General features: G+C 71.8%; 22 protein-coding genes. 9 read left to right on the forward strand and 13 right to left on the reverse strand.

Annotated elements, in window-relative coordinates:
- Positions 1-9 precede the first annotated feature (9 nt).
- From DTB53_RS06915 to DTB53_RS06930, 4 genes are all read left to right on the forward strand, one after another.
- The gene (locus DTB53_RS06915; RefSeq protein ID WP_042496801.1) at positions 10-2,442 is read left to right on the forward strand and encodes an alpha/beta hydrolase; all 2,433 of its coding nucleotides are present in this window, start codon (positions 10-12) and stop codon (positions 2,440-2,442) included.
- Positions 2,439-3,023: a hypothetical protein gene (locus tag DTB53_RS06920; protein ID WP_012380241.1), complete on the forward strand. Its 585-nt coding sequence runs from the start codon at positions 2,439-2,441 to the stop codon at positions 3,021-3,023. Before DTB53_RS06915 ends, DTB53_RS06920 begins: the two co-directional genes overlap by 4 nt.
- A 151-nt stretch (positions 3,024-3,174) precedes the next feature.
- A complete protein-coding gene (locus tag DTB53_RS06925) occupies positions 3,175-4,170 on the forward strand; it encodes a C40 family peptidase (protein WP_030705859.1) in 996 nt (331 codons plus the stop codon).
- A gap of 455 nt (positions 4,171-4,625) precedes the next feature.
- Complete coding sequence (locus DTB53_RS06930; protein WP_012380242.1) at positions 4,626-5,357, forward strand: phosphatase PAP2 family protein; 732 nt, start codon at positions 4,626-4,628, stop codon at positions 5,355-5,357.
- Between the two features lie 272 nt (positions 5,358-5,629).
- Here DTB53_RS06930 and DTB53_RS06935 read toward each other — a convergent pair whose 3' ends face one another.
- Positions 5,630-5,920, reverse strand: a complete 291-nt coding sequence (locus tag DTB53_RS06935) for a hypothetical protein (protein ID WP_030705857.1) — start codon at positions 5,918-5,920, stop codon at positions 5,630-5,632.
- Between the two features lie 201 nt (positions 5,921-6,121).
- Between DTB53_RS06935 and DTB53_RS06940 the strand changes: the two genes are divergently transcribed.
- Positions 6,122-7,000 (forward strand): SCO4651 family lipoprotein, encoded by an 879-nt coding sequence (locus DTB53_RS06940; RefSeq protein WP_003968091.1) that lies wholly within the window; start codon positions 6,122-6,124, stop codon positions 6,998-7,000.
- A gap of 287 nt (positions 7,001-7,287) precedes the next feature.
- Positions 7,288-7,491: a hypothetical protein gene (locus tag DTB53_RS06945; protein ID WP_012380244.1), complete on the forward strand. Its 204-nt coding sequence runs from the start codon at positions 7,288-7,290 to the stop codon at positions 7,489-7,491.
- Between the two features lie 42 nt (positions 7,492-7,533).
- Here DTB53_RS06945 and DTB53_RS06950 read toward each other — a convergent pair whose 3' ends face one another.
- On the reverse strand, positions 7,534-7,917 hold the full coding sequence (locus DTB53_RS06950; protein WP_003968093.1) for a metal-sensitive transcriptional regulator: 384 nt from the start codon (positions 7,915-7,917) through the stop codon (positions 7,534-7,536).
- A gap of 320 nt (positions 7,918-8,237) precedes the next feature.
- Here DTB53_RS06950 and DTB53_RS06955 point away from each other — a divergent pair, with 320 nt between their 5' ends.
- A complete protein-coding gene (locus DTB53_RS06955) occupies positions 8,238-8,858 on the forward strand; it encodes a DUF47 domain-containing protein (protein ID WP_003968094.1) in 621 nt (206 codons plus the stop codon).
- A gap of 5 nt (positions 8,859-8,863) precedes the next feature.
- Positions 8,864-9,862 (forward strand): inorganic phosphate transporter, encoded by a 999-nt coding sequence (locus DTB53_RS06960; protein ID WP_003968095.1) that lies wholly within the window; start codon positions 8,864-8,866, stop codon positions 9,860-9,862.
- Positions 9,863-9,998: 136 nt separating this feature from the next.
- Here DTB53_RS06960 and pstB read toward each other — a convergent pair whose 3' ends face one another.
- The 11 genes from pstB to mshD all read right to left on the reverse strand — a co-directional run bounded on the left by pstB (position 9,999) and on the right by mshD (position 22,318).
- The gene (gene pstB / locus DTB53_RS06965) at positions 9,999-10,775 is read right to left on the reverse strand and encodes a phosphate ABC transporter ATP-binding protein PstB (RefSeq protein ID WP_003968096.1); all 777 of its coding nucleotides are present in this window, start codon (positions 10,773-10,775) and stop codon (positions 9,999-10,001) included.
- Positions 10,776-10,814: 39 nt separating this feature from the next.
- Positions 10,815-11,897 (reverse strand): phosphate ABC transporter permease PstA, encoded by a 1,083-nt coding sequence (pstA, locus tag DTB53_RS06970; protein ID WP_003968097.1) that lies wholly within the window; start codon positions 11,895-11,897, stop codon positions 10,815-10,817.
- Positions 11,894-12,886, reverse strand: a complete 993-nt coding sequence (gene pstC, locus DTB53_RS06975; RefSeq protein ID WP_003968098.1) for a phosphate ABC transporter permease subunit PstC — start codon at positions 12,884-12,886, stop codon at positions 11,894-11,896. The genes pstA and pstC overlap by 4 nt, the downstream gene beginning before the upstream one ends.
- A gap of 199 nt (positions 12,887-13,085) precedes the next feature.
- Positions 13,086-14,222, reverse strand: a complete 1,137-nt coding sequence (gene pstS / locus DTB53_RS06980) for a phosphate ABC transporter substrate-binding protein PstS (protein ID WP_003968099.1) — start codon at positions 14,220-14,222, stop codon at positions 13,086-13,088.
- Positions 14,223-14,606: 384 nt separating this feature from the next.
- Positions 14,607-15,056 carry an NUDIX hydrolase gene (locus tag DTB53_RS06985; RefSeq protein WP_003968100.1) on the reverse strand — a complete coding sequence of 150 codons (450 nt, stop codon included), beginning with the start codon at positions 15,054-15,056 and terminating at the stop codon, positions 14,607-14,609.
- Entirely contained in the window at positions 15,053-16,357 is a 1,305-nt protein-coding gene (locus DTB53_RS06990; protein ID WP_012380245.1) for a CHAD domain-containing protein, read from the reverse strand. Before DTB53_RS06990 ends, DTB53_RS06985 begins: the two co-directional genes overlap by 4 nt.
- Positions 16,344-18,593, reverse strand: coding sequence for an RNA degradosome polyphosphate kinase (locus tag DTB53_RS06995; protein ID WP_012380246.1), 2,250 nt, complete (start codon positions 18,591-18,593; stop codon positions 16,344-16,346). Before DTB53_RS06995 ends, DTB53_RS06990 begins: the two co-directional genes overlap by 14 nt.
- A 375-nt stretch (positions 18,594-18,968) precedes the next feature.
- Positions 18,969-19,973 carry an ABC-2 membrane transporter-related protein gene (locus tag DTB53_RS07000; protein WP_012380247.1) on the reverse strand — a complete coding sequence of 335 codons (1,005 nt, stop codon included), beginning with the start codon at positions 19,971-19,973 and terminating at the stop codon, positions 18,969-18,971.
- A complete protein-coding gene (locus DTB53_RS07005) occupies positions 19,970-20,881 on the reverse strand; it encodes an ABC transporter ATP-binding protein (RefSeq protein ID WP_012380248.1) in 912 nt (303 codons plus the stop codon). The genes DTB53_RS07000 and DTB53_RS07005 overlap by 4 nt, the downstream gene beginning before the upstream one ends.
- Positions 20,878-21,297, reverse strand: coding sequence for a GntR family transcriptional regulator (locus tag DTB53_RS07010; protein ID WP_042498583.1), 420 nt, complete (start codon positions 21,295-21,297; stop codon positions 20,878-20,880). Before DTB53_RS07010 ends, DTB53_RS07005 begins: the two co-directional genes overlap by 4 nt.
- Before the next feature lie 97 nt (positions 21,298-21,394).
- The gene (gene mshD, locus DTB53_RS07015) at positions 21,395-22,318 is read right to left on the reverse strand and encodes a mycothiol synthase (protein WP_012380250.1); all 924 of its coding nucleotides are present in this window, start codon (positions 22,316-22,318) and stop codon (positions 21,395-21,397) included.
- Between the two features lie 256 nt (positions 22,319-22,574).
- On the opposite strand from mshD, the gene DTB53_RS07020 reads away from it, so the two are divergent.
- The gene (locus DTB53_RS07020) at positions 22,575-24,398 is read left to right on the forward strand and encodes a bifunctional metallophosphatase/5'-nucleotidase (RefSeq protein ID WP_012380251.1); all 1,824 of its coding nucleotides are present in this window, start codon (positions 22,575-22,577) and stop codon (positions 24,396-24,398) included.
- The last annotated feature ends 60 nt before the right edge of the window (positions 24,399-24,458 follow it).

Here is a 24,458-nt window from a genome sequence, read left to right on the forward strand (position 1 = left end):
GGGCAGCTGATGCCCCGGGCGTTGCAGGCGGTGCTGATCCTCCTTCACGTCCTCTTCGTGGCCACCCTGGTGGGCGCGATCAGGGCCCTGTCCACGGCGGCCTCGGTGGACGCGGTCGACGGGTACCTCCTCGGGCTGCTGCTCTACGCGTCGTTGCCCGGAATCGGTGCCTTCGTGCTGTCGCTGTACGTCCGCAAGGGCGGGGTCCGGGTCTGGTACGGGCTTCTCGCCGTTCAGGCGTGGATCGTCCTCGGTGCCCTCGCGGAGCTGAGCGGCGGGGCCGGGGCGGGGGGTGTGGCCCGGCTGGTGATCCCGACGGCCGCCATCGTGCTGCTGTGCCGGCCGGAGAGCCGCCGATGGTTCCGCAGCGGTCCGGAGCAGCGGGCCGAGCAACGGCTGTTCAGCTTCGCCCGGATGATGAAGCTGCGGCGCGACACCGGGCAGACCGCGATGGAGTACCTGGGCCTCGTGCTCGTGGTCGTGGCGCTCGTCGGCGGGCTGACCGCCACCGGGACCGGCAGGCAGCTCACCGCGGAGATCCGCAGCGCGATCTGCGAGCTCACCGGTGGCTCGTGCCCGGCGCCGGGGCACGACGTCGTGGCCGGTGGCGGAAATGCCGACGGCGGCACCGGGGGCGGCGACAGCGCCGGCGGTCCGGGCAGCGGTACGGACGGCGGTGCCGGCGCCGATGGGGGCGGCGGTGACGAGTCCAGCCTCACCGGTGGTGCCGGCAGCACCGGTACCAGCGGTGACACCGGTACCAGCGGTGGATCCGGTGACACCGGTGACGTCGGAGGGACCGCCACCACCGGAAGCACTGGCGGTACCGGCGGTACCGGAAGCAACGGCGGTACCGGGGGAGACAGCGGCGGCACCGCCGGCGACGGCGGCTCCGGCAGCACGGGCGGCGCCGGCACTTCAGGCGGCCCCCAAGGCGGCGACCAGAGCGGCCCCCAGGGCGGCGACGCCTTCCCTCCGAGCGATGCCATCGTGCCGGTCGACGCGGGTAGACCCCCGGGCCCCAACGGCGGCGGGTTCCTCGACGGGTTCCTCGGGGACGGGCTGGGCGGTGACGTCCAAGGGGTCGTGGACGCGGTCCTGCGGCCGGGCGAGAGCGGTCAGCGCATCGTCGACCAGTGGGAACGCGACACCCGGGGCGCGGGCGAGAAGTGGGACCGGGGCGACTTCGTCGGCGCCGTCTGGGACTGGAACAAGGCGGTCGGCGGCGCCGGCGCCGGGCTGGCGATACCCGGCTCGGGGGCGCGGGTCGACGCCGAGGTGCGGGACGCCGAGCGGGCGCACCTCAGCGGGCGGATCCCGCAGAACGCGACGCCCGCCGGGAACAAGGCCTGGTGGGACGGGCTCTCTCCGGAGGAGCGCGAACGCTACATCGAGCTCGTCCCGGAGCGGATCGGCAATCTCGACGGCATCCCGGTCCTCGCGCGGGACGCCGCCAACCGCAGGAACCTCCCCGCGCTGATCGACAGGCTGGAGGGGGTCGACACCGACAAGGCCCGGGACCAGTTGGCCGGGTTGCGGGAGATCGACCGGCAGTTGAAGGAGAACGGCAAGCCGCCCATGTACCTCATCGGGATCGGGGACGAGGGCAACGGGCGGGCCATCGTCTCGTTCGGCAATCCGGACGCCTCCCAGCACGTGTCGGCGTACGTGCCGGGGCTCAACACCTCGCTCGACGAGGAGTTCGCCAAGAACGACCTCGGGCGGGCCCGCGACACCGCGATCGGGGCGCAGGGGTACGACGAGTCCACGGCGTCCATCGTCTGGCTCGGGTACGACGCGCCCCAGTTGCCGGACAAGGACGGGGTGGCCGGCTACTTCGCCGTCATGGGCACCGGGCGCGCCGAGAAGGGCGGGGAGGCCTACCGCGGCTTCATGGACGGGATCTCCGTGACCAACCAGAACAAGGACCCGCACCTGACGGCCATCGGGCACTCCTACGGTTCCAGGACCGTGGGCGCGGCGGCGGCCCGGCCCGGCGGGATCCCCGGGGTCGACGACATCATCCTGGTGGGCAGCCCGGGGGTCGGCGTCGACCACGCCGTGGACCTCGGCGTCGGCAGCGAGCACGTCTTCGTGGGCGCCGCCGCCAACGACCCGGTGACCAAGCTGCCCTCGAAGACCCAGGTGGTGGTGGGCGGCATCGGGCTGGCCCTCGGCGGCCCCGGCGGCGCCTATCTGGCCGGCGATCTGGCCGATCCGGGTGACGACGACCTGTGGTTCGGGAAGGATCCGGCGAGCAAGGCGTTCGGGGCGCGGCGCTTCCCGGTGGCGGACGGTCCGCCGCTCGTCAGCGGGAGCGGAATCAGTCTGGACTCGCACTCGAACTACTTCAGCCCGGAACGCGATGCCGTGTCCGCGGACAGCATCGCCCTGATCGTGTCGGGCAACGCCGACCGGCTCAAGATGGAGGAACCGAAGTGAGTCGAGCGAAGCGGGCTCTGCCCCTCGGCGCGGTGGTCCTTGCCCTGGGGGTCGTGCTGTCCGGGTGCGGGAGTGAGGACGCCGGCGCGCGCGACGGCGGCGTGAGCACCGGAAAGGAGCGCGGGATGGACATGCAGGAGGCTGCCGAGCAGTCCGACGCGATGCTGGACGCGGTCCTGAAGGGCATCGACCCCGATGTGCGGTGGGCGCACGGGCCGACCACCACCCGTGCCTGCGGGGTGACCCGCCGACGGGCCGTCATGACCGTCGTCTCCCCCGAGCTCCGCCAGACGTTCCTGGACCGTGCGGAGACGTTCTGGCGGAAGAACGACTACCGGATCAAGGCGGTCAACAAGGACGAGAAGTTCCCTGCGGTCTACGCGGTCACGAAGAACGGGTTCGGTGTCAGCGTCTCCTTCCGTGGGAAGGGCCAGGCCTTCCTGGAGGCCGACAGCCCCTGTGTGAAGGAGTCCAAGGTCGCCGCTCCCACCAGCGAGCCGAACGGCCCCTCCTACAAGGACGTCTACCCGCTGCCCCGGCCCAACGTCCGGTCCGACTTCTGGTCGGGTACGGGCGACTGAGCGCGCGTCACCCCTGATGCCGGTGAGCCGTCGACGCCCCCGTGTGCTTCGGGTGCGCCGGTGGTGTGCCGCGGATGACTCGTACACACCGTCGAAAAGGGCTCTGAAGCGCGCCCCGATGGGGGATGGTTGAGGGGTGCGGAAATTCTGGGTGTTCGGTGGCATCGGCGTCGGCATGGTCATGTGCTTCCTGGCGCTGCTCGTCGTCGGTACGTACTCCGCCGCCGCCGGGCTCGCCGGGTCGGGGGGCGGCGGTGCCGTCGCGCTGGCCAAGGGGGCGGTCCCGGCGCGGTTCCAGCCGCTGGTGCAGAAGTGGGGCAACCTCTGCCCCGCCATCAACCCGGCCCTGCTGGCGGCGCAGTTGTACCAGGAGAGCGGCTGGAACCCGCGGGCGCAGAGCCACGCCGCCGCGCAGGGCATCGCCCAGTTCATCCCCGGTACGTGGGCCACGCACGGGATCGACGGCAACGGCGACGGCAAGCGGGACGTGTGGGACCCCGCCGACGCGATCCCCTCGGCCGCCTCGTACGACTGCGAGCTCGCCGGGTACGTGAAGAAGGTGCCGGGCGACCCGACGAGCAACATGCTCGCCGCGTACAACGCGGGCGCCTACGCGGTGATCAAGTACGGCGGCGTCCCGCCGTACCGGGAGACGCAGAACTACGTCAAGATCATCCGCTCGTTGGAGAAGAGTTTCGCCCGGCCCGTCGGCCGTGTCGCGCCCTCCCGGCAGGCCGCCGGGGCCATCTACTTCGCGCAGAAGAAGCTCGGCACGCCGTATCTGTGGGGCGGCAACGGTACGCCCGAGCAGCAGGGCCGGTTCGACTGCTCGGGGCTGACCCAGGCCGCGTACCGGACCGTCGGCATCGAACTGCCGCGCGTCGCCAACGACCAGTACAACGCGGGGCCGCACCCCTCGCGGGACGAGCTGCTCCCGGGGGATCTGGTGTTCTTCTCCGACGACCTCACCAACTCGCGGGCGATCCGGCACGTCGGGCTGTACGTCGGGGGCGGCTATATGATCAACGCGCCGTTCACCGGAGCGGTCATCCGGTTCGACAAGATCGATACGCCGGACTACTTCGGTGCGACACGGGTCACCAAGGACGGCGCCGCCGCCCTTCCGACAGATCTCCCCACAGGGTGACGGATGTCTCCCCGATACCGGCTCCCGCACCCTGCCCGGTGTCGGTCCGCGTCTCCCGTGCGGGTGTTCGGGCCGGGGAGGCCGGGGACTCCGGGGCTTCCGGAGCGGCCACGGGCGCTGACGGACAGTCGGCCGCGGTCGGAACTCTCCGTGAAGCCTGGGCCCTGAGCTGCGATGACGAGTCACTCTTCGATAACGTCATGGTGATCATTCGGTGGAGAGCGGAACGCACACGACTGGCGGGCCGTTCCCTGGACAGGGGACGGGAACGGCATGCGCACCGACCACGCGTCGCGGTGATGCGGTAGTGAGGCAGTACGGCGATGCGGTGATGCAGTACGGCGATGCTGTGCAGTGCGGTAGCGGACAGCACCGGACACGGGGGTTCGACCACGGCGGCGGGCAAGGACGCGCGTCGCAGCAGAAGAAGCAGACAAGGCAAGGGGCCGCAGCAGATGGCTGGACTCGAACTCGACGGGTCGAACCCGGACGTCAGTCTGCTCTACGACATCAACGGTCTCGCGAAGGCCGCTCCGACCTGGTTCGACCGGGTCATGGAGTTCGTCGGCGAGTACGGGATCATGTTCGGCCTGGTGCTGCTGGGCCTGTGGTGCTGGTGGAGCATGCGCAAGCGCGGGACGGCCGAGGACTCGGTGACGGCTGCCGCCGCCATCGTCTGGGCGCCGCTCGCCGCCGCCATCGCGATCCTCATCAACGTCCCGATCCGCGGTTTCGTCGAACGGCCCCGCCCGTTCAACGACCACGAAGGCCTTGAGGTCCTGATCCACGGCAAGACGGACTTCTCGTTCGTCAGTGACCACTCCACCCTGGCCATGGGCATCGCCGTCGGCATCTTCGTGGCGAACCGGAAGTTCGGCCTCTACGCGATCGGCCTCGCGATCTTCGCCGGTTTCAGCCGGATCTACATGGGCGTCCACTATCCGACCGACGTGATCGGCGGGTTCGCCCTCGGTACGGCCGTCACCCTGCTGCTGGCCCCGCTCGCCATGGCGCTGCTGACCCCGCTGATGGCGGCGGTCTCCCGCTCGCCGCGGGTGGGCTGGTTCGTCCGGTCGAAGAGCGCGCCCGTCGCGTACGCGGACGAGCACGGCGAGGCGATGGGCATCCCCGAGCCGCGCCCCGGTTCCGGCCGGGGCGACCCGGGGGAGAAGGACCTGGCCGCCTGACGGGCTGCATAGGTTCCGTCGGTCCTGTCGGTCCCGTTGGTCCTGTCGGGTCCGTCGGTCCCGTTGGCTCTGTCGGTCCTGTCGGGTCCGTCGGTTTTCGTGGATCGTGGTCGGCTTCGGTCGGCCTCGGTCCTGTCCCCGTGGACCTTCTCCCCCCGCCGCCTCTCCCCTTCCGCTGATCGCACGGTTCTCCCGATCCCCCGGACGCCTCCGAGCGTCCGGGGGATCGTGCTCTGACCAGGTCCGGCGGACGGGCGGACGGGCGGGTGGTCTCAGGGGGTGGAGACGTGTTTCGCGGCGTCGGTACGGGCCAGGTCCCGGGACCTGCGCGCCGGCCCCGACCAGCCGCAGGTGCAGCGGGCCAGACAGAACGAGCCGCGTTCGATCGTCGTGGCGCTGTGCCCGGGCGGCGGACCGGGTGGGGGAGCGGAGGCGGAGGGGGACACGGGCCCCGGGGCGACGGGGGCCAGGACCGCGAAGGGGACGGCCGGGGGAGCCGGGGCCGTCCGGGCGCGGGTGCGGGGGGCGGTGGTGCGGGCCGTGGCGGGGGGATCCTCATGCACCCGACCACGGTACTGGCCACGGGCGGCGAACGGGGGCCGAGCCCGGGCTTCCGCCCTGGGAGGGAAGCCCGGGGCGTCGCACTCCGTGCTCCTCCGCCGCGCCGCGACGCACCGGGGGCGCGTGACGGGGGGCGGCGGCGGTCGTTATGCGGGGCGGGTGAGGGCTCGGGCCGGGCGGTAGTCGTTGGGGGTTGGCAGGCGATGGTGGTGCAGCAGTACAGGGACGGAGGCAGGGCCCGTACCGTTCGCGCCCTCGCCGCCGCCGGAGTGATCGCGGTCAGCGCCGGGTGTCTCGGCGGGGAGGCGGGGAGCGGCGCGAGCGACGGTTCCGGGCGGCGCTCCGTGGCCGCGGACCGTCCGCTCGATCTCCTCGGTCAGGCGGCGGACGTCCTCGTGGAGGCGGGTGGCGCCGAGACCCGTACGTCGATGGAGACGGCGGCCGGCGGGACGCGGGTGACGATCCGGGGGCAGGGTTCGTACGACTTCCGCCGGCAGCTGGGGCGGCTGAAGGTGGTGCTGCCCGAGGAGGCCGCGGGCGGGGACGGACACCGGCCGATCACCGAGCTGCTGGCCCCCGGGGCGCTGTACATGAAGAACCGCGGCGCCGGGGTGCCCGACGACAAGTGGGTCAGGATCGACACGACCGCCCTCAAGGACGGCAACCTCCTCACCGGCGGGGTCACCGACCCGATGGCGGCGGCCGAACTGCTGCGCGGCGCGGCCGATGTGAGCTACGCGGGGAAGTCCGAGCTGGCCGGGGTGGCGGTGCACCACTACCGGGGGGTCGCGGATCTGGGCCGGGCGGCCCGGGCCGCGTCGCCGCAGTCGCGCGGGGCGCTGAGCGCGGCGGCGAAAGGGTTCAGCAAGGACACCGTCCCGTTCGACGCCTACCTGGACGAGGACGGCCGGCTGCGGAAGGTGCGGCACCGGTTCACCTTCTCCGCGGACGGACCGGGCTCCGCCGAGGGCCCGGAGGTGTCGGTGGTGTCGACGCTGCTGCTGTACGGGTTCGGGCTGCCGGTCACCGTGACGCTGCCGGACGAGGACGCCATCTACACCGGCGAGATCCGGCAGGGGTGAGGGTGGCGGGGCGACGGGACGGCCGGGGCGGCGTCGGCGCCGACGGCCGGGACAGGCCGCGGTGCGGCGGCGCGTCCGGATCGGGCCGCCGCGAGGCTTCCGGGACGGGATCGTGCGGTGTGTCCGGGGCGGGCCGATGGGGGCGGCCGGGTCGGGCCGGGGGTGGGGTCGGTTGGGAGGGGGCGTGAAATGGTCCGTCCGTGCCATGCGCGGTCGGTGTCGCGTTGCCTAGGCTGGGAGGCCGGTGTGCCAGGGGCCTGTGACGGCCGGAAGACGGCAGAGATGAGGTGACGCAGGTGGTGGCGCTCAGCGCTCCGAACGCTCAGGACTGTGTGGCCCTCGCCGAGATCGAGCTGTGCGGCGAGCTGATGATCGCCGCGTCGGCGGCGGGCGAGGAACGCCTCAGTCCCGACCGGATCGACGAAGTGCTCGACGTGCGCGGTGCGGAGTGCTGGGCGGCGGTCCCCCGGCAGGCCGCTCGCCGGGGGTGACGCCCCTTCCCTCCGCACCGCCACCGCTCACGGGGCGGCGCCTCAGGTGCGGAGCAGACGGGCGATGGCCTTGGTGGCCTCCTCGACCTTCGCGTCGATCTCCTCGCCGCCCTTGACGGCCGCGTCGGCGACACAGTGGCGCAGGTGCTCCTCCAGCAGCTGGAGGGCGAAGGACTGGAGCGCCTTGGTGGATGCCGACACCTGGGTGAGTATGTCGATGCAGTAGACGTCCTCGTCGACCATGCGCTGGAGGCCGCGGATCTGGCCCTCGATGCGGCGGAGCCGTTTGAGGTGCTCGTCCTTCTGGTGGTGGTAGCCGTGAATGCCGCGGTCGTGGTCGGTGACGATGTCCACAGAAGCGGCCTCCCCCGCGTCCGGGGCCGCCACGCCCGCCGATTCCGTCCCTGTGGTCCCGGTCGTCGTCATCTGCGTCCTCCCGTTGCTGTCCTCTGAGTGTCCCTGCGGGTAAGTGTCCCCGCCGGAGGGCGGAAATGCGGAACCCCTGACCCGCTGTTGTCCCGTGGGGGCCGTACCGGACGGTTCCGCCGCCCTGTACCGCACCCGTCGCACCGTGCCCCATGGATACCCCTGCCGGGTATATCGTAACGAATCCTGCCGAACCGTGACCGGGGGTCCGTGCTGATCGGCCTGTTCGATGGGCGACACTGAAGAACGCCGGTTAGCCGTGGCCGGATGATGCGCCTAGCATCAGCCTGACCGAATCCAGAGCATCCCGAGGACCCCACGTGCGCTTTCGTCTGACCCCCAGGGAGACGAGCTTCTACGACATGTTCTCCGCATCCGCGGACAACATTGTCACGGGCTCGAAACTCCTGATGGAACTGCTCGGGGCGGATTCTGCCTCCCGAGTCGAGATCGCGGAGCGTATGCGGGCAGCGGAGCACGCGGGGGACGATGCCACCCACGCGATCTTCCACCAGCTGAACTCCTCCTTCATCACGCCGTTCGACCGCGAGGACATCTACAACCTGGCGTCCTCGCTCGACGACATCATGGACTTCATGGAGGAGGCCGTCGACCTGGTCGTCCTCTACCAGGTCCAGGAGCTCCCCAAGGGTGTCGAGCAGCAGATCGAGGTGCTGGCCCGGGCGGCGGAACTGACCGCCGAGGCCATGCCGGGGCTGCGGACCATGGACAACCTCACGGAGTACTGGATCGAGGTCAACCGGCTGGAGAACCAGGCCGACCAGATCCACCGCAAGCTGCTGGCCCACCTCTTCAACGGCAAGTACGACGCCATGGAGGTGCTGAAGCTCAAGCAGATCGTGGATGTGCTGGAAGAGGCGGCTGACGCGTTCGAGCACGTCGCCAACACCGTGGAGACCATCGCGGTCAAGGAGTCCTGAACCTCGTGGACACCTTTGCGCTGATCGTGACCATCGGTGTCGCGCTCGGCTTCACGTATACGAACGGCTTCCACGACTCGGCGAACGCCATCGCCACCTCGGTCTCCACCCGGGCGCTGACCCCGCGTGCGGCTCTGGCGATGGCCGCGGTGATGAACCTCGCAGGCGCCTTCCTGGGCCAGGGGGTCGCCAAGACCGTCAGCGAGGGCCTGATCGCGACGCCCGTGGGGCAGAAGGGGATGGGGATCCTGTTCGCGGCGCTGGTCGGCGCGATCATCTGGAACCTGATCACCTGGTACTACGGTCTCCCCTCCTCGTCCTCGCACGCCCTGTTCGGCGGCATGGTCGGGGCGGCGCTGGCCGGCGGCACGGACGTCATCTGGTCCGGCGTGCTGGAGAAGATCGTCATCCCGATGTTCCTCTCCCCGTTCATCGGCCTGATCGTCGGCTATCTGGTGATGGTCGGCATCATGTGGATGTTCCGGAAGGCCAACCCGCACAAGGCCAAGCGCGGCTTCCGGATCGCGCAGACGGTCTCGGCGGCGGGCATGGCGCTCGGCCACGGCCTCCAGGACGCGCAGAAGACGATGGGCATCGTCGTGATGGCCCTGGTCATCGCGGACATCGAGGGCCCCAACGACGAGATCCCCGTCTGGGTCAAGATCGCCTGTGCCGTGATGCTCTCCCTCGGTACGTACGCGGGTGGCTGGCGCATCATGCGGACCCTCGGCCGCAAGATCATCGAGCTGGACCCGCCGCAGGGCTTCGCGGCGGAGACGACCGGCGCCTCGATCATGTTCGGTTCGGCGTTCCTGTTCCACGCGCCGATCTCGACGACGCACGTCATCACCTCCGCGATCATGGGTGTCGGGGCCACCAAGCGCGTGAGCGCGGTCCGCTGGGGCGTCGCGAAGAACATCATCCTCGGCTGGTTCATCACCATGCCGGCCGCGGCGCTGGTCGCCGCGCTGAGCTACGGAGCGGTTTTCCTGCTGTTCGGCTGAGCCGCCGGTGCGCGTGATCCGGCGGGGCAGGTTACACGTGTGGGTCCGCCCCCGTTCTCGTACGAGAACGGGGGCGGACCCTTTCGCCTTGTGGTGGCACCGCCATGCAGCACCGCAAGGCTGTCTGTGGGGTGGCTCAGCCGAAGCGGCCGGAGATGTAGTCCTCGGTGGCCTGGACCGACGGGTTGGAGAAGATCCGCTCCGTCTCGTCGATCTCGATGAGCCGGCCGGGCTTGCCGACCGCCGCGAGGTTGAAGAACGCGGTGCGGTCCGAGACGCGGGCCGCCTGCTGCATGTTGTGCGTCACGATGACGATCGTGAAGCGCTCCTTCAGCTCGCCGATCAGGTCCTCGATGGCGAGCGTCGAGATCGGGTCCAGCGCCGAGCACGGCTCGTCCATCAGCAGGACCTGCGGCTCGACCGCGATGGCGCGGGCGATGCACAGGCGCTGCTGCTGGCCGCCGGAGAGGCCGGAGCCGGGCTTGTTGAGGCGGTCCTTGACCTCGTTCCAGAGGTTCGCGCCGCGCAGGGACCGCTCCACGATGTCGTTGAGCTCGCTCTTGCGGTAGCTGCCGTTCAGCCGCAGCCCCGCCGCCACGTTGTCGAAGATCGACATGGTGGGGAAGGGGTTGGGCCGCTGGAAGACCATGCCGACCGTGCGGCGCACGGTGACCGGGTCGACGTTGGCGTCGTAGAGGTTCTCGTCGTCCAGCAGCACCTTGCCCTCGACGCGACCGCCGGGGGTCACCTCGTGCATCCGGTTCAGGGTGCGCAGGAAGGTGGACTTGCCGCAGCCGGAGGGGCCGATGAAGGCGGTCACGGAGCGGGGCTCCACGGTCATCGAGATGTCCTCGATGGCCTTGTGGCTGCCGTAGAAGGCGTTGAGGCCGCTGATGTCGATGCGCTTGGCCATGGGAATCACTGCTTCTTTCGGGAGGTCGCTGTGGCCGCGTCAGCGACCGGTCTTCGGGGCCTTCCAGCGGGCGATGCCGCGGGCCACCAGATTCAGGATCATGACGAAGGCGATCAGCACCAGGGCCGCGGCCCAGGCACGGTCGTAGGACGCGGCCTCGCCGATCCGGTACTGCTCGTAGATGTAGAACGGCAGCGAGGACTGGGCGCCTTCGAAGGGGTTCGTGTTGATCAGCTGGCTGCCGAAGACCAGCAGGATGATCGGCGCGGTCTCACCGGCGATACGGGCGATGGCGAGCATGACGCCCGTGGTGATGCCGCCGATCGCGGTGGGCAGGACCACCTTCAGGATGGTGCGCCACTTCGGGATGCCGAGGGCGAGGGAGGCCTCGCGCAGCTCGTTGGGGACGAGCTTGAGCATCTCCTCGGTGGAGCGGACCACGACGGGGACCATCAGGATCGTCAGGGCCAGCGCGCCCATCAGGCCGGAGGGCTCCAGGCTGAACATCAGCATGATCGACAGGATGAAGAGACCGGCCACGATGGACGGGATGCCCGTCATGACGTCGACGAAGAACGTGACGGCCCGGGCCAGCGAGCCCTTGCCGTACTCGACCAGGTACACGGCGGTCAGCAGGCCGAGCGGGGCGGAGATCACCGTGGCGATGCCGACCTGCTCCAGGGTGCCGATCAGCGCGTGGTAGACGCCGCCGCTGGCTTCGGAGCCGAGCACACCGGCCATCGAGTGGGTGAGGAAGTAGCCGTCCAGGCGCTCCGAGCCGCGGACGATCGTCGTCCAGAGCAGCGAGGCCAGCGGGACGACGGCGACCAGGAAGCAGACCCACATCACGCTGGTGGCGAGCCGGTCGCGGGCCTGGCGCTGGTTCTCGACGATCGTCGTGGCGACGTAGGAGATGGCCAGGAACAGCAGGGCCGAGATCAGGCCCCACTGGATGCGGCTCTCCCAGCCGGCGGCCAGCGAGACGCCGACGCCGAGCGCGACCGAGACGACGGCGAAGCCGAGCGGTGCGAGGCGGGGCAGGGAGCGGCTGCCGAGGCTGCTCTTGGGACCGGGCGATGCGGGCGTGGGGCGCTCGATGACGCCGGTGGGTGCGTGGCTCATGCGTTGGCCCCCGAGTACTCCTTGCGGCGGGCGATGATGAGCCGGGCCGCGCCGTTGACCAGCAGGGTGAGGACGAAGAGGACGAGGCCGGAGGCGATCAGGGCGTCCCGCCCGAACGCGTCGGCCTCGCCGAACTTGGCCGCGATGTTCTGGGCGAACGTCCCGCCGCCCGGGTTGAGCAGGTGCAGCGAGATGAGGAAGCTCGGGGAGAGGACCGTGGCGACGGCCATCGTCTCGCCGAGCGCGCGGCCGAGGCCGAGCATCGAGGCGGAGATGATGCCGGAGCGGCCGAAGGGCAGCACCGAGAGGCGGATGACCTCCCAGCGGGTGGCGCCGAGCGCGAGCGCGGCCTCCTCGTTCATCTTCGGGACCTGGAGGAAGACCTCGCGGCTGACGCTGGTCACGATCGGCAGGATCATGATCGCGAGCAGGATGCCGACGGTGAAGAGCGAGCGGGCGACGCCGACCTCGGTCTTCTCGAAGATGTACGTCCAGCCGAAGAACTGGTCGAGCCAGAGGTTCAGGCCCTCCAGGTACGGCACCAGGACGAGCGCGCCCCAGATGCCGTAGACGATGCTCGGCACGGCGGCGAGCAGGTCGACCACGTACGCGATGGGGGCGGCCAGCTTGCGCGGCGCGTAGTGCGAGATGAACAGGGCGATGCCGACAGCGATCGGAACCGCGATGACCATCGCGATGATCGAGCTGACGACGGTGCCGAAGAGCAGGACCGCGATGCCGAAGACCGGCGGGTCGCCGGCCGGGTTCCAGTCGAAGGTGGTGAGGAAGTTGCCCTCGTCCTTCGAGATGGCGAGCACCGAGCGGTAGGTGAGGAACACGGCGATCGACGCCATGATCACGAGCAGCAGGATGCCCGAGCCGCGGGAGAGGCCCAGGAAGATCTTGTCGCCCATGCGCCCGGTGGACCGGGGGCTGGGCCGCGGGACCGGCGGCGCCGGTGGCGTGTCTATCGGTGTGGTGGAAGCCATGGTCTTTCCGGTCTGTGTGGGGGAGCGGTGTGCTCCCCTGGCGGCGGTGCACCGGATGGAGAGTGGGCGGGAGGCGGGCCGGTCCGGAGGGGTGCGCCGGGCCGGCCTGCCGGTGACGCGTCACGCCGGTGGCGCGGGGCGCCGTCGACGGGTCGCGCCGGTGGGCGGCCGGGCCGGGTGGGCCCGGCCGCCCCGGGTGTCAGGAGAGGGAGCCGATGGTCTCGCGGACCTTGGCGTTGATCTCGGCCGGGATCGGCGCGTAGCCGGCGTCGGTCAGGATCTTCTGGCCGTCGTCGGAGGCGGCGTAGGAGAGGAAGGACTTGACGGTGTCGAGCGTCTCGGGCTTGTTGCCGCTGTCGCAGACGACCTCGTACGTCACCAGGACCAGCGGGTAGGCGCCCTCGGCCTTGGTGGTGTAGTCGAGGTCGAGCGCCAGGTCCTTGCCGGTGCCCTTGATCTTGGCGGCGGCGATGGCCTTGGAGGCGTTCTCCGAGGTGGCCTTCACCGGGGCGGCGCCGCCGGTGTTGATGTCCACGGTCGGGATGGACTGGGACTTGGCGTAGGAGAGCTCGAAGTAGCCGATCGCGCCGTCGACCTGCTTGACCTGGGCGGCGACGCCGGAGGAGCCGGAGGCGGCCTGGCCACCGGGGGCCGGCCACTTCTTCTCGGCCTCGTACTTCCAGTCGTTCGGGGCCGCGGCGCCGAGGTACTTGCCGAGGTTCTGCGTGGTGCCGGAGTCCTCGGAGCGGTGGAAGGCCTGGATGGCCTTGTCCGGGAGCTCGACGCCGTCGTTCAGCTTGGCGATCGCCGGGTCGTTCCACTTCTTGATCTTGCTGTCGAAGATCTTGGCGAGGGTCGGGGCGTCCAGCGTGAGGCTGTCGACGCCGTCCAGCTTGAAGCCGATCGCGACGGGGCCGCCGACCATCGGGAGGTTGATGCCCTGGCCGGTCTTGCACATCTTCTTGGAGTCGGCGACCTCTTCGGGCTTCAGCGCCGAGTCGGAGCCGGCGAAGCCGACGGTGCCCTGGTTGAAGGCGACGATGCCCTCGCCGGAGGAGGAGGAGTTGTAGTTGATCTCCACGCCGGAGCAGGCGGCCATGTAGTTCTTGACCCAGAGGTCCATGGCGTTCTTCTGGGCGCTGGAGCCGGAGGCGCGCAGCTGGCCCTTGGCCTTGCCGCAGTCGACGTTGGACGCGGCGGTCGTCTTCTCGCCCGTCCCGGTCGTACCGCCGCCGGTGTTGTCGTCCGAACCGCACGCCGTGAGGACCAGGGCGCCGGAGACGGCGAGGGCACCGAGCGCGGTGGCACGAAGCCGGTTCTTGCGCTGAAGCTTCACTTTCGGGTGTTCCTTCCAGGAGCCGCCGTGGTCAGTTCGTTCTACGACGGCGTGCGATGAGGAGCGGTGCTGTGGCTTGTCGCCGCGCACCGTGTACGTCCGAAATTAGGCAGAACAGGTGAAGCCGCCGACGGGGGAGAGTGAACGGCAGGTGAACCGTGTCGGGCAGGCGGGTGCGGGCCGGTCGGGGGCGCGGAACGGGCGGTGCCCGGGAAGGGGCGGGCGGGGGCAGGGCCGGGATCGGGCGCGGGTCCGGACGGCGGACCGGTCCGTGGACCGGTCCGTGAGCCGGGCGGGTGGCCGGTCCGTGAGCCGATCCGTGTAGTGGTTCGCGAGCCGGTGCGTGAAGCGGTACGGGGACGGGTGTGCGGGCCGGGGCCGGGCTCAGGGCGCGGCGAGGGTGTCCAGCAGGGCGGTCAGCTGCCGGACGTCGCGGGGCTGGGTGAGCCGGACGCGGGCGGCGTCGGGGGCCAGCCACAGGATGCGGTCCACCTCGGCGTTGGCGGTGAAGGAGCCGCCGGTCGCCTCGGCCGCCCAGTAGGAGACCTCCTTGGGCCGGCCGTCCACCGGGTAGCGGGAGGTCGGCAGCGGCTCCCCCGGGGCGCAGTGGTGGCCGGTCTCCTCCAGCACTTCCCGTACGGCGGCGGCCAGTGGCTCCTCGCCGCGCTTCAGCTTGCCCTTCGGGAAGGACCAGTCGTCGTAGCGGGGCCGGTGCACCAGGCAGACCTCGATCCCCCTCCCGCCCGGGGCGCGGCGCCACAGCACGCAGCCCGCGGCCCGGACGGTGCCGGTGCGGTGCTTCGCGGGACCGGTGGCCCGGGGGCCCGCGCTCATGAGGCGCTCAGCGCCACGGTGTACGGCCAGGTCTCCCGGAACACCGCCCGCGCCGCCTCCACCTCGTGGCGCTGGTCGGCGTGGAGGACGCCCAGCGCGTACGCCGTGGCCGGGGCGATCCGGGGGGTGCGGGCCGCCGCTGCCGCCGCCCCGGCCGCCTCGACGGCGTCCCGGTGCAGGTCGAGGGCGTGGCCCGCGCCGGTCAGGGCCGGGTCGGTGGCGCCGAGGACGACCTCGTGGGCGTACCGGTGCAGCCGCAGCAGCAGGCGGGTCTGGTGCCACGCCGCGTCCTGCGCCTCGTTGTACGGCTCCGTGTCGGCGGGCGGCAGGGCGGCCACGGCGGTGAGGAGGCGTTGCTCGGCGTGTTCGGCGGGCTCCAGGAGGGCCTCGGCGGTCCGGCCGGCGGGGCCCGGGGCCAGCGGGACGTCGGAGGCCAGGAGCGCGACGGCGTCGGCGACGGCGTGGAAGCGGGAGGAGCCGAGCGCCTGGAGGGCCGCGGAGTGGGACCGGGTCCGGGCGAGGGTGAGGCGGCGTTCCAGCAGCGCCCCCGCCCGTGCGGCGCCGACCCCGAGGGCGGCGCGGCCCTGGGCGTCGGAGGTGGCGCCGTCCCCGGCGGCCCGGACGCCCCGGGCGGCGGGGAGGGCGGGGCCGGAGAGCTGGTGCAGGGCCTCGACGAGCCGGGTGAGGCGGTCCGCGTAGGCGTGTTCGCGGGCGAGGATGCCGGAGAGCCAGGCCAGTTCGGCGCGGAGCTGATCGGCCCAGAGCGGGTCGAGCGCGGCCCGGAAGGTGTGCAGGCAGCCGCTGATCCGGCGGGCGGAGCGGCGCAGTGCGCGGGTGGCGGCCGCGGCGTCCTGGCCGCCGGAGTCCGCGGGGGCGCTGTGCTCGTGGTGCAGGCGCAGGCTCCGCAGGAACTCCGCGGCCTGCCCCCGGAGGTAGGGCGCGAGGGCCGCCTCCGTGGTCAGGTCCCCGGCGGAGCGGGCTCCGGTGGGCCGGGCTCCGGCGGGGTGGGAACCGGCGGGGTGGGAGCCGGTGGGGCGGTGCCCGTCGGCTCGGCTGCCGGCGGGGTCCGGGCGGCGCGCCGCGCCGGTGCCGCCGGGAAGGTGCTGTGCCCCCGGTCCGGTGGCGTCGGCGAGGTGCTGTGCCCCCGGTCCGATCCTGTCGGTGGGCTGCTGTGCCCCCGCCCCGGAGGGGAGGGCCCCCGGGCCCGGGCGGGTGGCCTCGGCGGGCGGCGTGTCCGGGGTGGGGCCGGGGGCCGCGTCCGGCGTCGGCCGGGTCGTCGTCTGCTGGTCAGGGCGTCGCACGCCTGCGCCTCCGGGCGTCGATGAGCATTTCCTGGACGTGCCGCAGCGGCTGGCCGTCCGCGTCGGTGGCGTGCCGGGTCCAGTCACCGTCGGGGCCCAGGTGCCAGGAGGAGGTGGTGTCGGCCATACCGGTCTCCAGGAGTCGGCTGAGTGCGGCGCGGTGGGCGGGGTCGGTGACCCGGACCAGGGCTTCGATCCGGCGGTCGAGATTGCGGTGCATCATGTCGGCGCTGCCGAACCACACCTCGGGCTCGCCGCCGTTGCCGAAGGAGAAGACCCGGGAGTGTTCGAGGAAGCGGCCGAGTATGGAGCGGACCCGGATGTTCTCGGAGAGCCCGGCGACGCCGGGGCGGATCGCGCAGATCCCGCGCACCCAGATGTCGACGGGGACGCCCGCCTGGGCGGCCCGGTAGCAGGCGTCGATGATCGCTTCGTCGACCATCGAGTTGACCTTGAACCGGACGTAGGCGGGGCGGCCCGCCCGGTGGTGGGCGATCTCCTTGTTGATCCGGGCGATCAGCCCGTCGCGCAGGGACTTCGGGGCGACCAGCAGGCGGCGGTAGGTCTCGCGGCGGGAGTAGCCGGAGAGCCGGTTGAACAGGTCGGAGAGGTCCGCCCCGACCTGCGGGTCCGCGGTGAGCAGGCCGAGGTCCTCGTACAGCCGGGCCGTCTTGGGGTGGTAGTTGCCGGTGCCGACGTGGGAGTAGCGGCGCAGGGTGTCGCCCTCCTGGCGGACGACGAGGGAGAGCTTGCAGTGGGTCTTCAGCCCGACGAGTCCGTAGACGACGTGGCAGCCCGCCTCCTCCAGCTTGCGGGCCCACTTGATGTTGGCCTGCTCGTCGAAGCGGGCCTTGATCTCGACGAGGACGAGGACCTGCTTGCCGGACTCGGCGGCGTCGATGAGGGCGTCCACTATCGGGGAGTCGCCGGAGGTGCGGTACAGCGTCTGCTTGATGGCCAGCACGTCCGGGTCGCCCGCGGCCTGTTCCAGGAACGCCTGGACGGAGGTGGAGAACGAGTCGTACGGGTGGTGGAGCAGCACGTCCCGCTCGCGCAGGGCGGCGAAGATGTCGGGCGCCGAGGCGGACTCCACCTCGGCCAGGTCCCGGTGGGTGCCCGCGACGAACTTCGGGTACTTCAGCTCGGGCCGGTCCAGCGAGGCGATGGCGAAGAGGCCGGTCAGGTCGAGCGGGCCGGGCAGCGGGTAGACCTCCGCGTCGGACACCTTCAGCTCGCGGACCAGCAGGTCCAGCACGTACGGGTCGATGGACTCCTCGACCTCCAGGCGGACCGGCGGGCCGAAGCGGCGGCGCATGAGCTCCTTCTCCAGCGCCTGGAGGAGGTTCTCCGCGTCGTCCTCCTCGACCTCCAGGTCCTCGTTCCTGGTGACCCGGAACATGTGGTGCGCCAGCACCTCCATGCCCGGGAACAGCTCCTCCAGGTGGGCCGCGATGACGTCCTCGATGGGGACGTAACGCTGGGGCGAGGCCTCCAGGAAGCGGGTCAGCAGCGGCGGGACCTTGACCCGGGCGAAGTGGCGGTGGCCGCTCACCGGGTTGCGGACGACGACGGCGAGGTTGAGGGAGAGCCCGGAGATGTACGGGAAGGGGTGCGCGGGGTCGACGGCCAGCGGGGTCAGGACCGGGAAGACGCGCTGCCGGAAGAAGGTGAACAGGCGGGCCTGCTCCTTCTCGGTCAGGTCCGGCCAGCGGATCAGCTGGATGCCCTCGTCGGACAGGTCCGGGGCGATGTCCTGCTGGTAGCAGGCGGCGTGCCGGGCCATGAGCTCGCGCGAGCGGGTCCAGATGAGGTCGAGGACCTCGCGGGGCTGGAGGCCGGAGGCGGAGCGGGTGGCGACGCCGGTGGCGATGCGGCGCTTGAGGCCGGCCACCCGGACCATGAAGAACTCGTCCAGGTTGGAGGCGAAGATGGCGAGGAAGTTGGCCCGTTCCAGGATGGGCGTGGCGGGGTCCTCGGCCAGTTCCAGGACGCGTTCGTTGAACGCGAGCCAGCTGCGTTCGCGGTCCAGGAAGCGGCCCTGGGGCAGCTCGTCGCCGTCCCGGTCGGGCTCGTAGGCGTCCGCGTCGGCGTCCAGGTCCGGCCCCAGATCGGCGGCGGTGGAGAAGCCCACCCCGTTGGACGCGGGGGTGGCGTGCGGCCGGTGCGCGGCGAGCGAACCGACGGACGGCTGGGCGGCGGGCTGGACCGGGACCTCGGAGCTGGGCTGCTGGCTCATGGACCTATTGTTCCGCGCTGAGCGCTTCTCAGGCGCGTCGGAGCCCGGAAAGATCGCGGAAGGCCCGGGAAACCCCGGGTCACGCCCGGAGGAGCCCTGAGCGGAGTCTCCCCGGGCTCTCCCGTTGCGGCGGGGGGCGGGCACAGCTGGCTGCATCCCGTGAGGGTCGCAAGGGCGTCTGAATGGCCGGTAACGGCGACATGACGTACAGGAAGCGGTGTGCCTGCGGATGGGACTCGCCGTCACTGTACGTGTTCGGAGTGTGGGGGCTTTCCCCCGGGGGGTGTACGGGTTCGCAGGGGTGTGCGTACGTGCCCGCCGTCCGGGCCCACCCCTCGCGGGGCCCGGACGGCGGGTGGTGCGGGACGGGTCCGCTCAGCCGTGCAGGCGGCGCAGGACCCGGAAGGCGGCGAACGCGGCGAGCGCGGCGAGGGCCAGCAGGACGCCGGTCTCGACGAGCTGGAGGGGCCAGTAGTGGGAGAGCGGGTGGTACTCGGCGAAGTGGCCGACGGCGCCCCGGTCGCGCATGCAGGCGGCGATGTCCTGCGTCATGTCGGCGCTGTAGCAGTCCTCCCAGCGCAGCCGCTCACCCGACGCGGTGATCATGCCCATGTCCACATCCCAGGCGTCGACTCCGATGTCCACGGGATCGGGGCCGGTCCGCAGGACGGTCGGCCAGAGGAGGTGCCGCCACGTGGCCAGGGCGAGGCCCACCGCCCCGAGGACGACGACCGTGAGGGAGACGGCCGCCAGCGTGCGGCGTACGAGCACCGCGCACAGGGCGCCCACGGCCACGGCCAGGAGCGCGTGGCCGAGGACGGCCGGCCCGGTTCCGGGGAAGATGCCGGAGTCGTACGGCCGGGTGAGATAGGAGTACGGGTAGCCGCGGAACGCCCACAGGCCCCAGCGGTAGACCAGGACCAGGACCGTCATCCCGACGACCGTCAGCGCCGCGGGCACCGCCAGCCGGGCGGCGAGCCAGTGGGCGGGGGAGACCGACTGCGCCCAGGCCAGCCGGAACGTGCCGCTCTCCAGCTCGCGGGCGATCAGGGGCCCTGCCACGAAGACGCCGACGAGCACCGCCAGCAGGAGCAGCGCCGTACCGCCCTCGGCGAGAAAGGTCTCGCTGGACGTGCGGGCGTAGCTGGCCTGGTAGACGGAGCCGCCGCACGGGGTGATGTCGCCGTCGGCGCACCGTTCCTTCGCCGAGGCCATCCATATGCGCAGCGCGACGACGCCGCCGATGCCGAGGACCAGCAGGGCGGCCCCCGCCCACAGGGCCTTGCGGTGCAGACGCAGCAGCACCCGGACGGACCCGCGCGGGGTGGTGGCGGCCGGGGTGGCGGCGTCGGGCCTCGGGGGAGTGAGGGTGCTGCTCACGCGGACGCCACCGCCTCGCGGACCGCGCCGGGGACGGCGCTCGGCGTCAGCAGCGGCGGGGCGTCCGGGGCGCGGAGGTGGGCGAGCAGCAGCTCCTCCAGGGACGGTTCCGAGACGGACCAGGCGGTGGTGTCCACGGGGCCCTCCTTCCTCACCAGTGCGGTGAGTTGGCGTCCCGTGGTGCGGGACTCGACGACGGTGTGCGGGGCCAGGTCCCCGTCCCGGCCGGTGAGCAGGGCGTGGGCGGAGACGATGTCCTCGGCCTCACCGCCGAGCCGGACGCGCCCGCCGTCGACGAACAGCAGGTAGTCGCAGGCGCCCTCCAGCTCGGTGAGGATGTGCGAGGACATCACGATGCTGGTGCCGTGCTCGGCGGCCTCCGCCATCAGCACGCCCATCAGCTCGTGCCGGGCGAGCGGGTCGAGGTCGGCCATCGGCTCGTCCAGCAGCATCAGTTCGGGCCGCTTGCCGAGCGCGAGGGCCAGCGCGAGCCGGGTGCGCTGCCCGCCGGAGAGGGCGCGGACGCGGGCGGTGCCCGGCAGTGTCCCGGCGACCCGGTCGGCGGTGGCACGGTCCCAGCGGCCCGGGTTCAGTTCGGCGCCCGCCCAGAGCGTGTCGGCGACGGTGAGTTGGGGATACAGCGGCTTGTCCTGGGCGACGTGGGCGATCCGGCCGCGCACGGCGGCGGGGTCGCGGGAGCCGAGGACGGACAGGGTTCCGGCGCCGGGGCGGTCCAGCCCGGCCGCCAGGTTCAACAGGGTCGACTTGCCCGCGCCGTTGGGCCCGACGAGGGCGCAGACGCGGCCGGCGGGCAGCCGGAAGGAGCAGTCGTGCAGGGCGCGGTGTCCGCCTCCTCCGCGCCCGTAGGTCCTTGCGAGGCCTCGTGCCTCGATCGCGACGCCGTTCATCGTTCCTCGTCCCCCTTGTACGTGCTGTCCAGTACGGCGGTGAAAAGTGCGCCGACGTCGTCCTTCTCCAGCCCGGCCGCCCGGGCCCGGCGGGCCCAGTCGGCGAGTTCGGTGCGCAGCGGGGCGTCGGCGGCGGTCGCGTCGGCCGCGCCGCCCAGCGTCCTGCGGACGAAGGTCCCGAGCCCCCGGCGGGCCTCGACGAGCCCTTCGCGCTCCAGTTCGCGGTAGGCCTTGAGGACGGTGTTCGGGTTGATCGCGGTGGCTTCGACGACCTCGCGGGCGGTCGGCAGCCGGTCGCCCGGTTCGAGCACGCCCAGGCGCAGGGCCTGCTTCGTCTGCTGGACGATCTGGAGATAGGTGGCGACGCCGCTGCGCCGGTCGATGCGGAACTCGACCGCTGCGGATTCGGCTGTCATGCGCTGCACCACCCTTTCACTAATTGAGTAGTGAAAGGGTGGTGCAAAGAAGGGGCGGCGTCAAGTGACGCCGCCCCGGGACCGTCTGACGGAGGGTTCAGGACTCCGTGCGGTACATCAGGTCCACCTCGTGCGTGGTGAAGCCCATGCGCTCGTACACCGTCACGGCCGCCGTGTTGTCCGCGTCCACGTAGAGCATCGCGGTGGGCAGCGCCTCGGCGGCCAGGTGGTGCAGGCCGATCGAGGTCAGCGCCTTGCCGAGGCCGCCGCCCTGGGCCTCGGGCAGCACGCCGACGACGTACACCTCGCCGAGCCGTTCCTCGGCGTGCACCTTCGTCCAGTGGAAGCCGACGATCTCCCCGTCCCGCTCGGCCAGGAAGAAGCCCTTCGGGTCGAACCAGGGCTCGGCCTTGCGGTCGTCCAGGTCCTGCTGGGTCAGGGACCCCTGCTCGGGGTGGTGGGCGAAAGCGGCGCGGTTCACGGCGAGCCAGGCGGCGTCGTCGCGGCCCGGCTCGAAGGTCCGCACGGTGACGCCCTCCGGGAGCACCGGTTCCGCGAGGTCGAGCGGGACCAGGCTCCGCCGGAGCTGGCGCAGCTCGCGGAAGAGGGAGAGGCCGAGGACCTGGGCCAGGTGACGGGCGGCGGAGCTGCCGCCGTGCGCCCAGACCCGCAGCCGCTTGCCGGTCGCGGCGAGGAGGGCCGCGCCGAGCGCCCGGCCGTGCCCGTGGCCGCGCCGGTCGGGGTGGACGACCAGCTCGGCGGCCGGGGCCTCGACCGGGTCGGTGTCCTCCAGCTGGGCGTAGCCGGCGAGGGCCCCGTCGACGGTGAGGAGGAAGTGCCGTACGCCGTCGCGGTGTCCGCCCCGGATCCGGAGCCTGCCCTGCTCGGAGACCGCCTGCCGACCGTCCGACCGGGCGGCCTCGGAGAGCAGGGCGAGGACGGATTCGGCCTGCGCGGAGTCGAGTGCGTCGAGGGTGTGGACCTCGCGTCCGGGAGCGGGGAGGGGTGCGTCAGTCGTCATGCCTCCGAGCGTACGGCGAGCGGTGCGCCCGGCGGGGGCGCGGCGGGTTCGCGGGGCCGCGGACGGGGCGGGAGGCGCGCCCGTGTGCGGTCCTGGAGGGTGCTGACCGGCCATGTGGCCGGATGGCAACCAGTCCGTAACCCCGAACACCTGTTGCGCTACGCGCGTTGACTCTAGGCTGCGGCTCGCAGGATCCCAGACGTGACACCAGCGACACGACTGCCACCACCGACAGCACTGACACACAAGGGGACCGATGTCAGCGACTCCGCAGAAGAACCGTGCGACACGGCGGGTGCTCGCCGCCGCGGCCGGACTGGCCACCGTGGGCGCGCTCGTCGCCGCGATGCCGGCCGGCGCCCACGACCGGGGCGACGGCCATGGCCACGGCCACGGGAACGGCCACAAGCCCCGTACCGTCGACGTGCAGTTGCTGTCGTTCAACGACCTGCACGGCAACCTGGAGCCGCCGGCCGGTTCGGCGGGCAACGTCTCCGAGACGCAGCCCGACGGCACGGTGAAGGCGATCCCGGCCGGTGGCGTCGAGTACCTGGCGACCTCGCTGCGCACCGCGCGCCAGGGCAACCCGTACTCCGTCACGGCGGCCGGCGGCGACATGGTCGGCGCGAGCCCGCTGCTGTCGGGCCTTTTCCACGACGAGCCGACGATCGAGGCGCTGAACGGCCTCGACCTGGACGTCTCGGCGGTCGGCAACCACGAGTTCGACGAGGGCGCGGCCGAGCTGGCCCGCCTCCAGAACGGCGGCTGCCACCCGGTCGAGGGCTGCTACGAGAAGGGCAAGAAGTTCAAGGGAGCGGACTTCCCCTACCTCGCGGCCAACGTGACGAAGGAGAAGACCGGCAAGCCCCTGCTGAAGCCGTACACCGTCTGGAAGAAGAACGGTGTCAAGATCGGCTTCATCGGGGTGACGCTGGAGGGCACCCCGGACATCGTCACCGCGAACGGCGTCAAGGGGCTCAAGTTCCACGACGAGGTCGAGACGATCAACAAGTACGCCCGCGAGCTGGACCGCAAGGGCGTCAAGTCCATCGTCGCGCTGATCCACGAGGGCGGGGCCCCGGCCTCCACCTCGTACAACTACGACTGCGACAGCCCCGGCGCCGGCGACGGCATCTCCGGCCCGATCGTCGACATCGCGAAGGGCATCACGCCGAAGGTGGACGCCCTGGTCACGGGCCACACCCACCAGGCGTACGTGTGCACGGTCCCGGACCCGTCGGGCAAGCCGCGCATGGTCACCTCGGCGTCGTCGTTCGGCAAGCTGTACACGGACACCACCCTCACCTACGACCGCCGGACCCACGACATCGTCCGTACGTCGGTGAAGTCCGCGAACCACGTCGTGACCCGGGACCAGGCCAAGGCCACCGACATGACGCGCCTGATCGACCGCTGGAACAAGCTCGCCGCCCCGATCGCGGGCAAGCCGCAGGGCTGGATCAGCGCGGACATCAATGGCCGTGGCTCCACGGCGCCCGAGAAGCCGCTCGGCAACGTCATCGCCGACGCCCAGCTCGAAGGGCTCGCCCCGGCCGACAAGGGCGGCGCGGAAGTCGCGTTCATGAACCCGGGCGGTATCCGCGCGGACCTGGTGCACAAGGCGTCCGGCGGTGAGGGCGACGGGGTCGTCACCTACGGCGAGGCGTTCACCGTGCAGCCGTTCACCAACATGATGAACGTCGTCGACCTGACCGGCGCCCAGTTGGTCAGCGCGCTCCAGCAGCAGGTCAGCGGGCCCAACGAGGCCAGCCCGAAGATCCTCCAGGTCTCCAGGGGCCTCACCTACACCCTGGACCTGACGAAGACCGGTGCGGCCCGCGTGGTCACCGACACCATCAGGCTGAACGGCGCGGCGATCGACCCGGCCCGCACCTACCGCGTCGCGATGAACGAGTTCCTCGCGGGCGGCGGCGACGGCTTCCCGGCCCTCGGCCAGGGCACGAACAAGCTGGTCGGCGCCTCCGACCTGGACCTGTTCAACGCCTACCTGGCGGCCCACTCCTCCGCCACCGCCCCGCTGGCCCCGCCGGCGACGGACCGGATCACCGTCATCCAGTAACTCCGCCCGGACGAAGGGGCGGTGGGCCTTCGGGCCTGCCGCCCCTTTTCCGTCGCCACC

Origin of the sequence: Streptomyces griseus (genome assembly GCF_900460065.1) — a bacterium.
In the GTDB taxonomy this organism is placed as follows: Bacteria; Actinomycetota; Actinomycetes; order Streptomycetales; family Streptomycetaceae; genus Streptomyces; species Streptomyces griseus.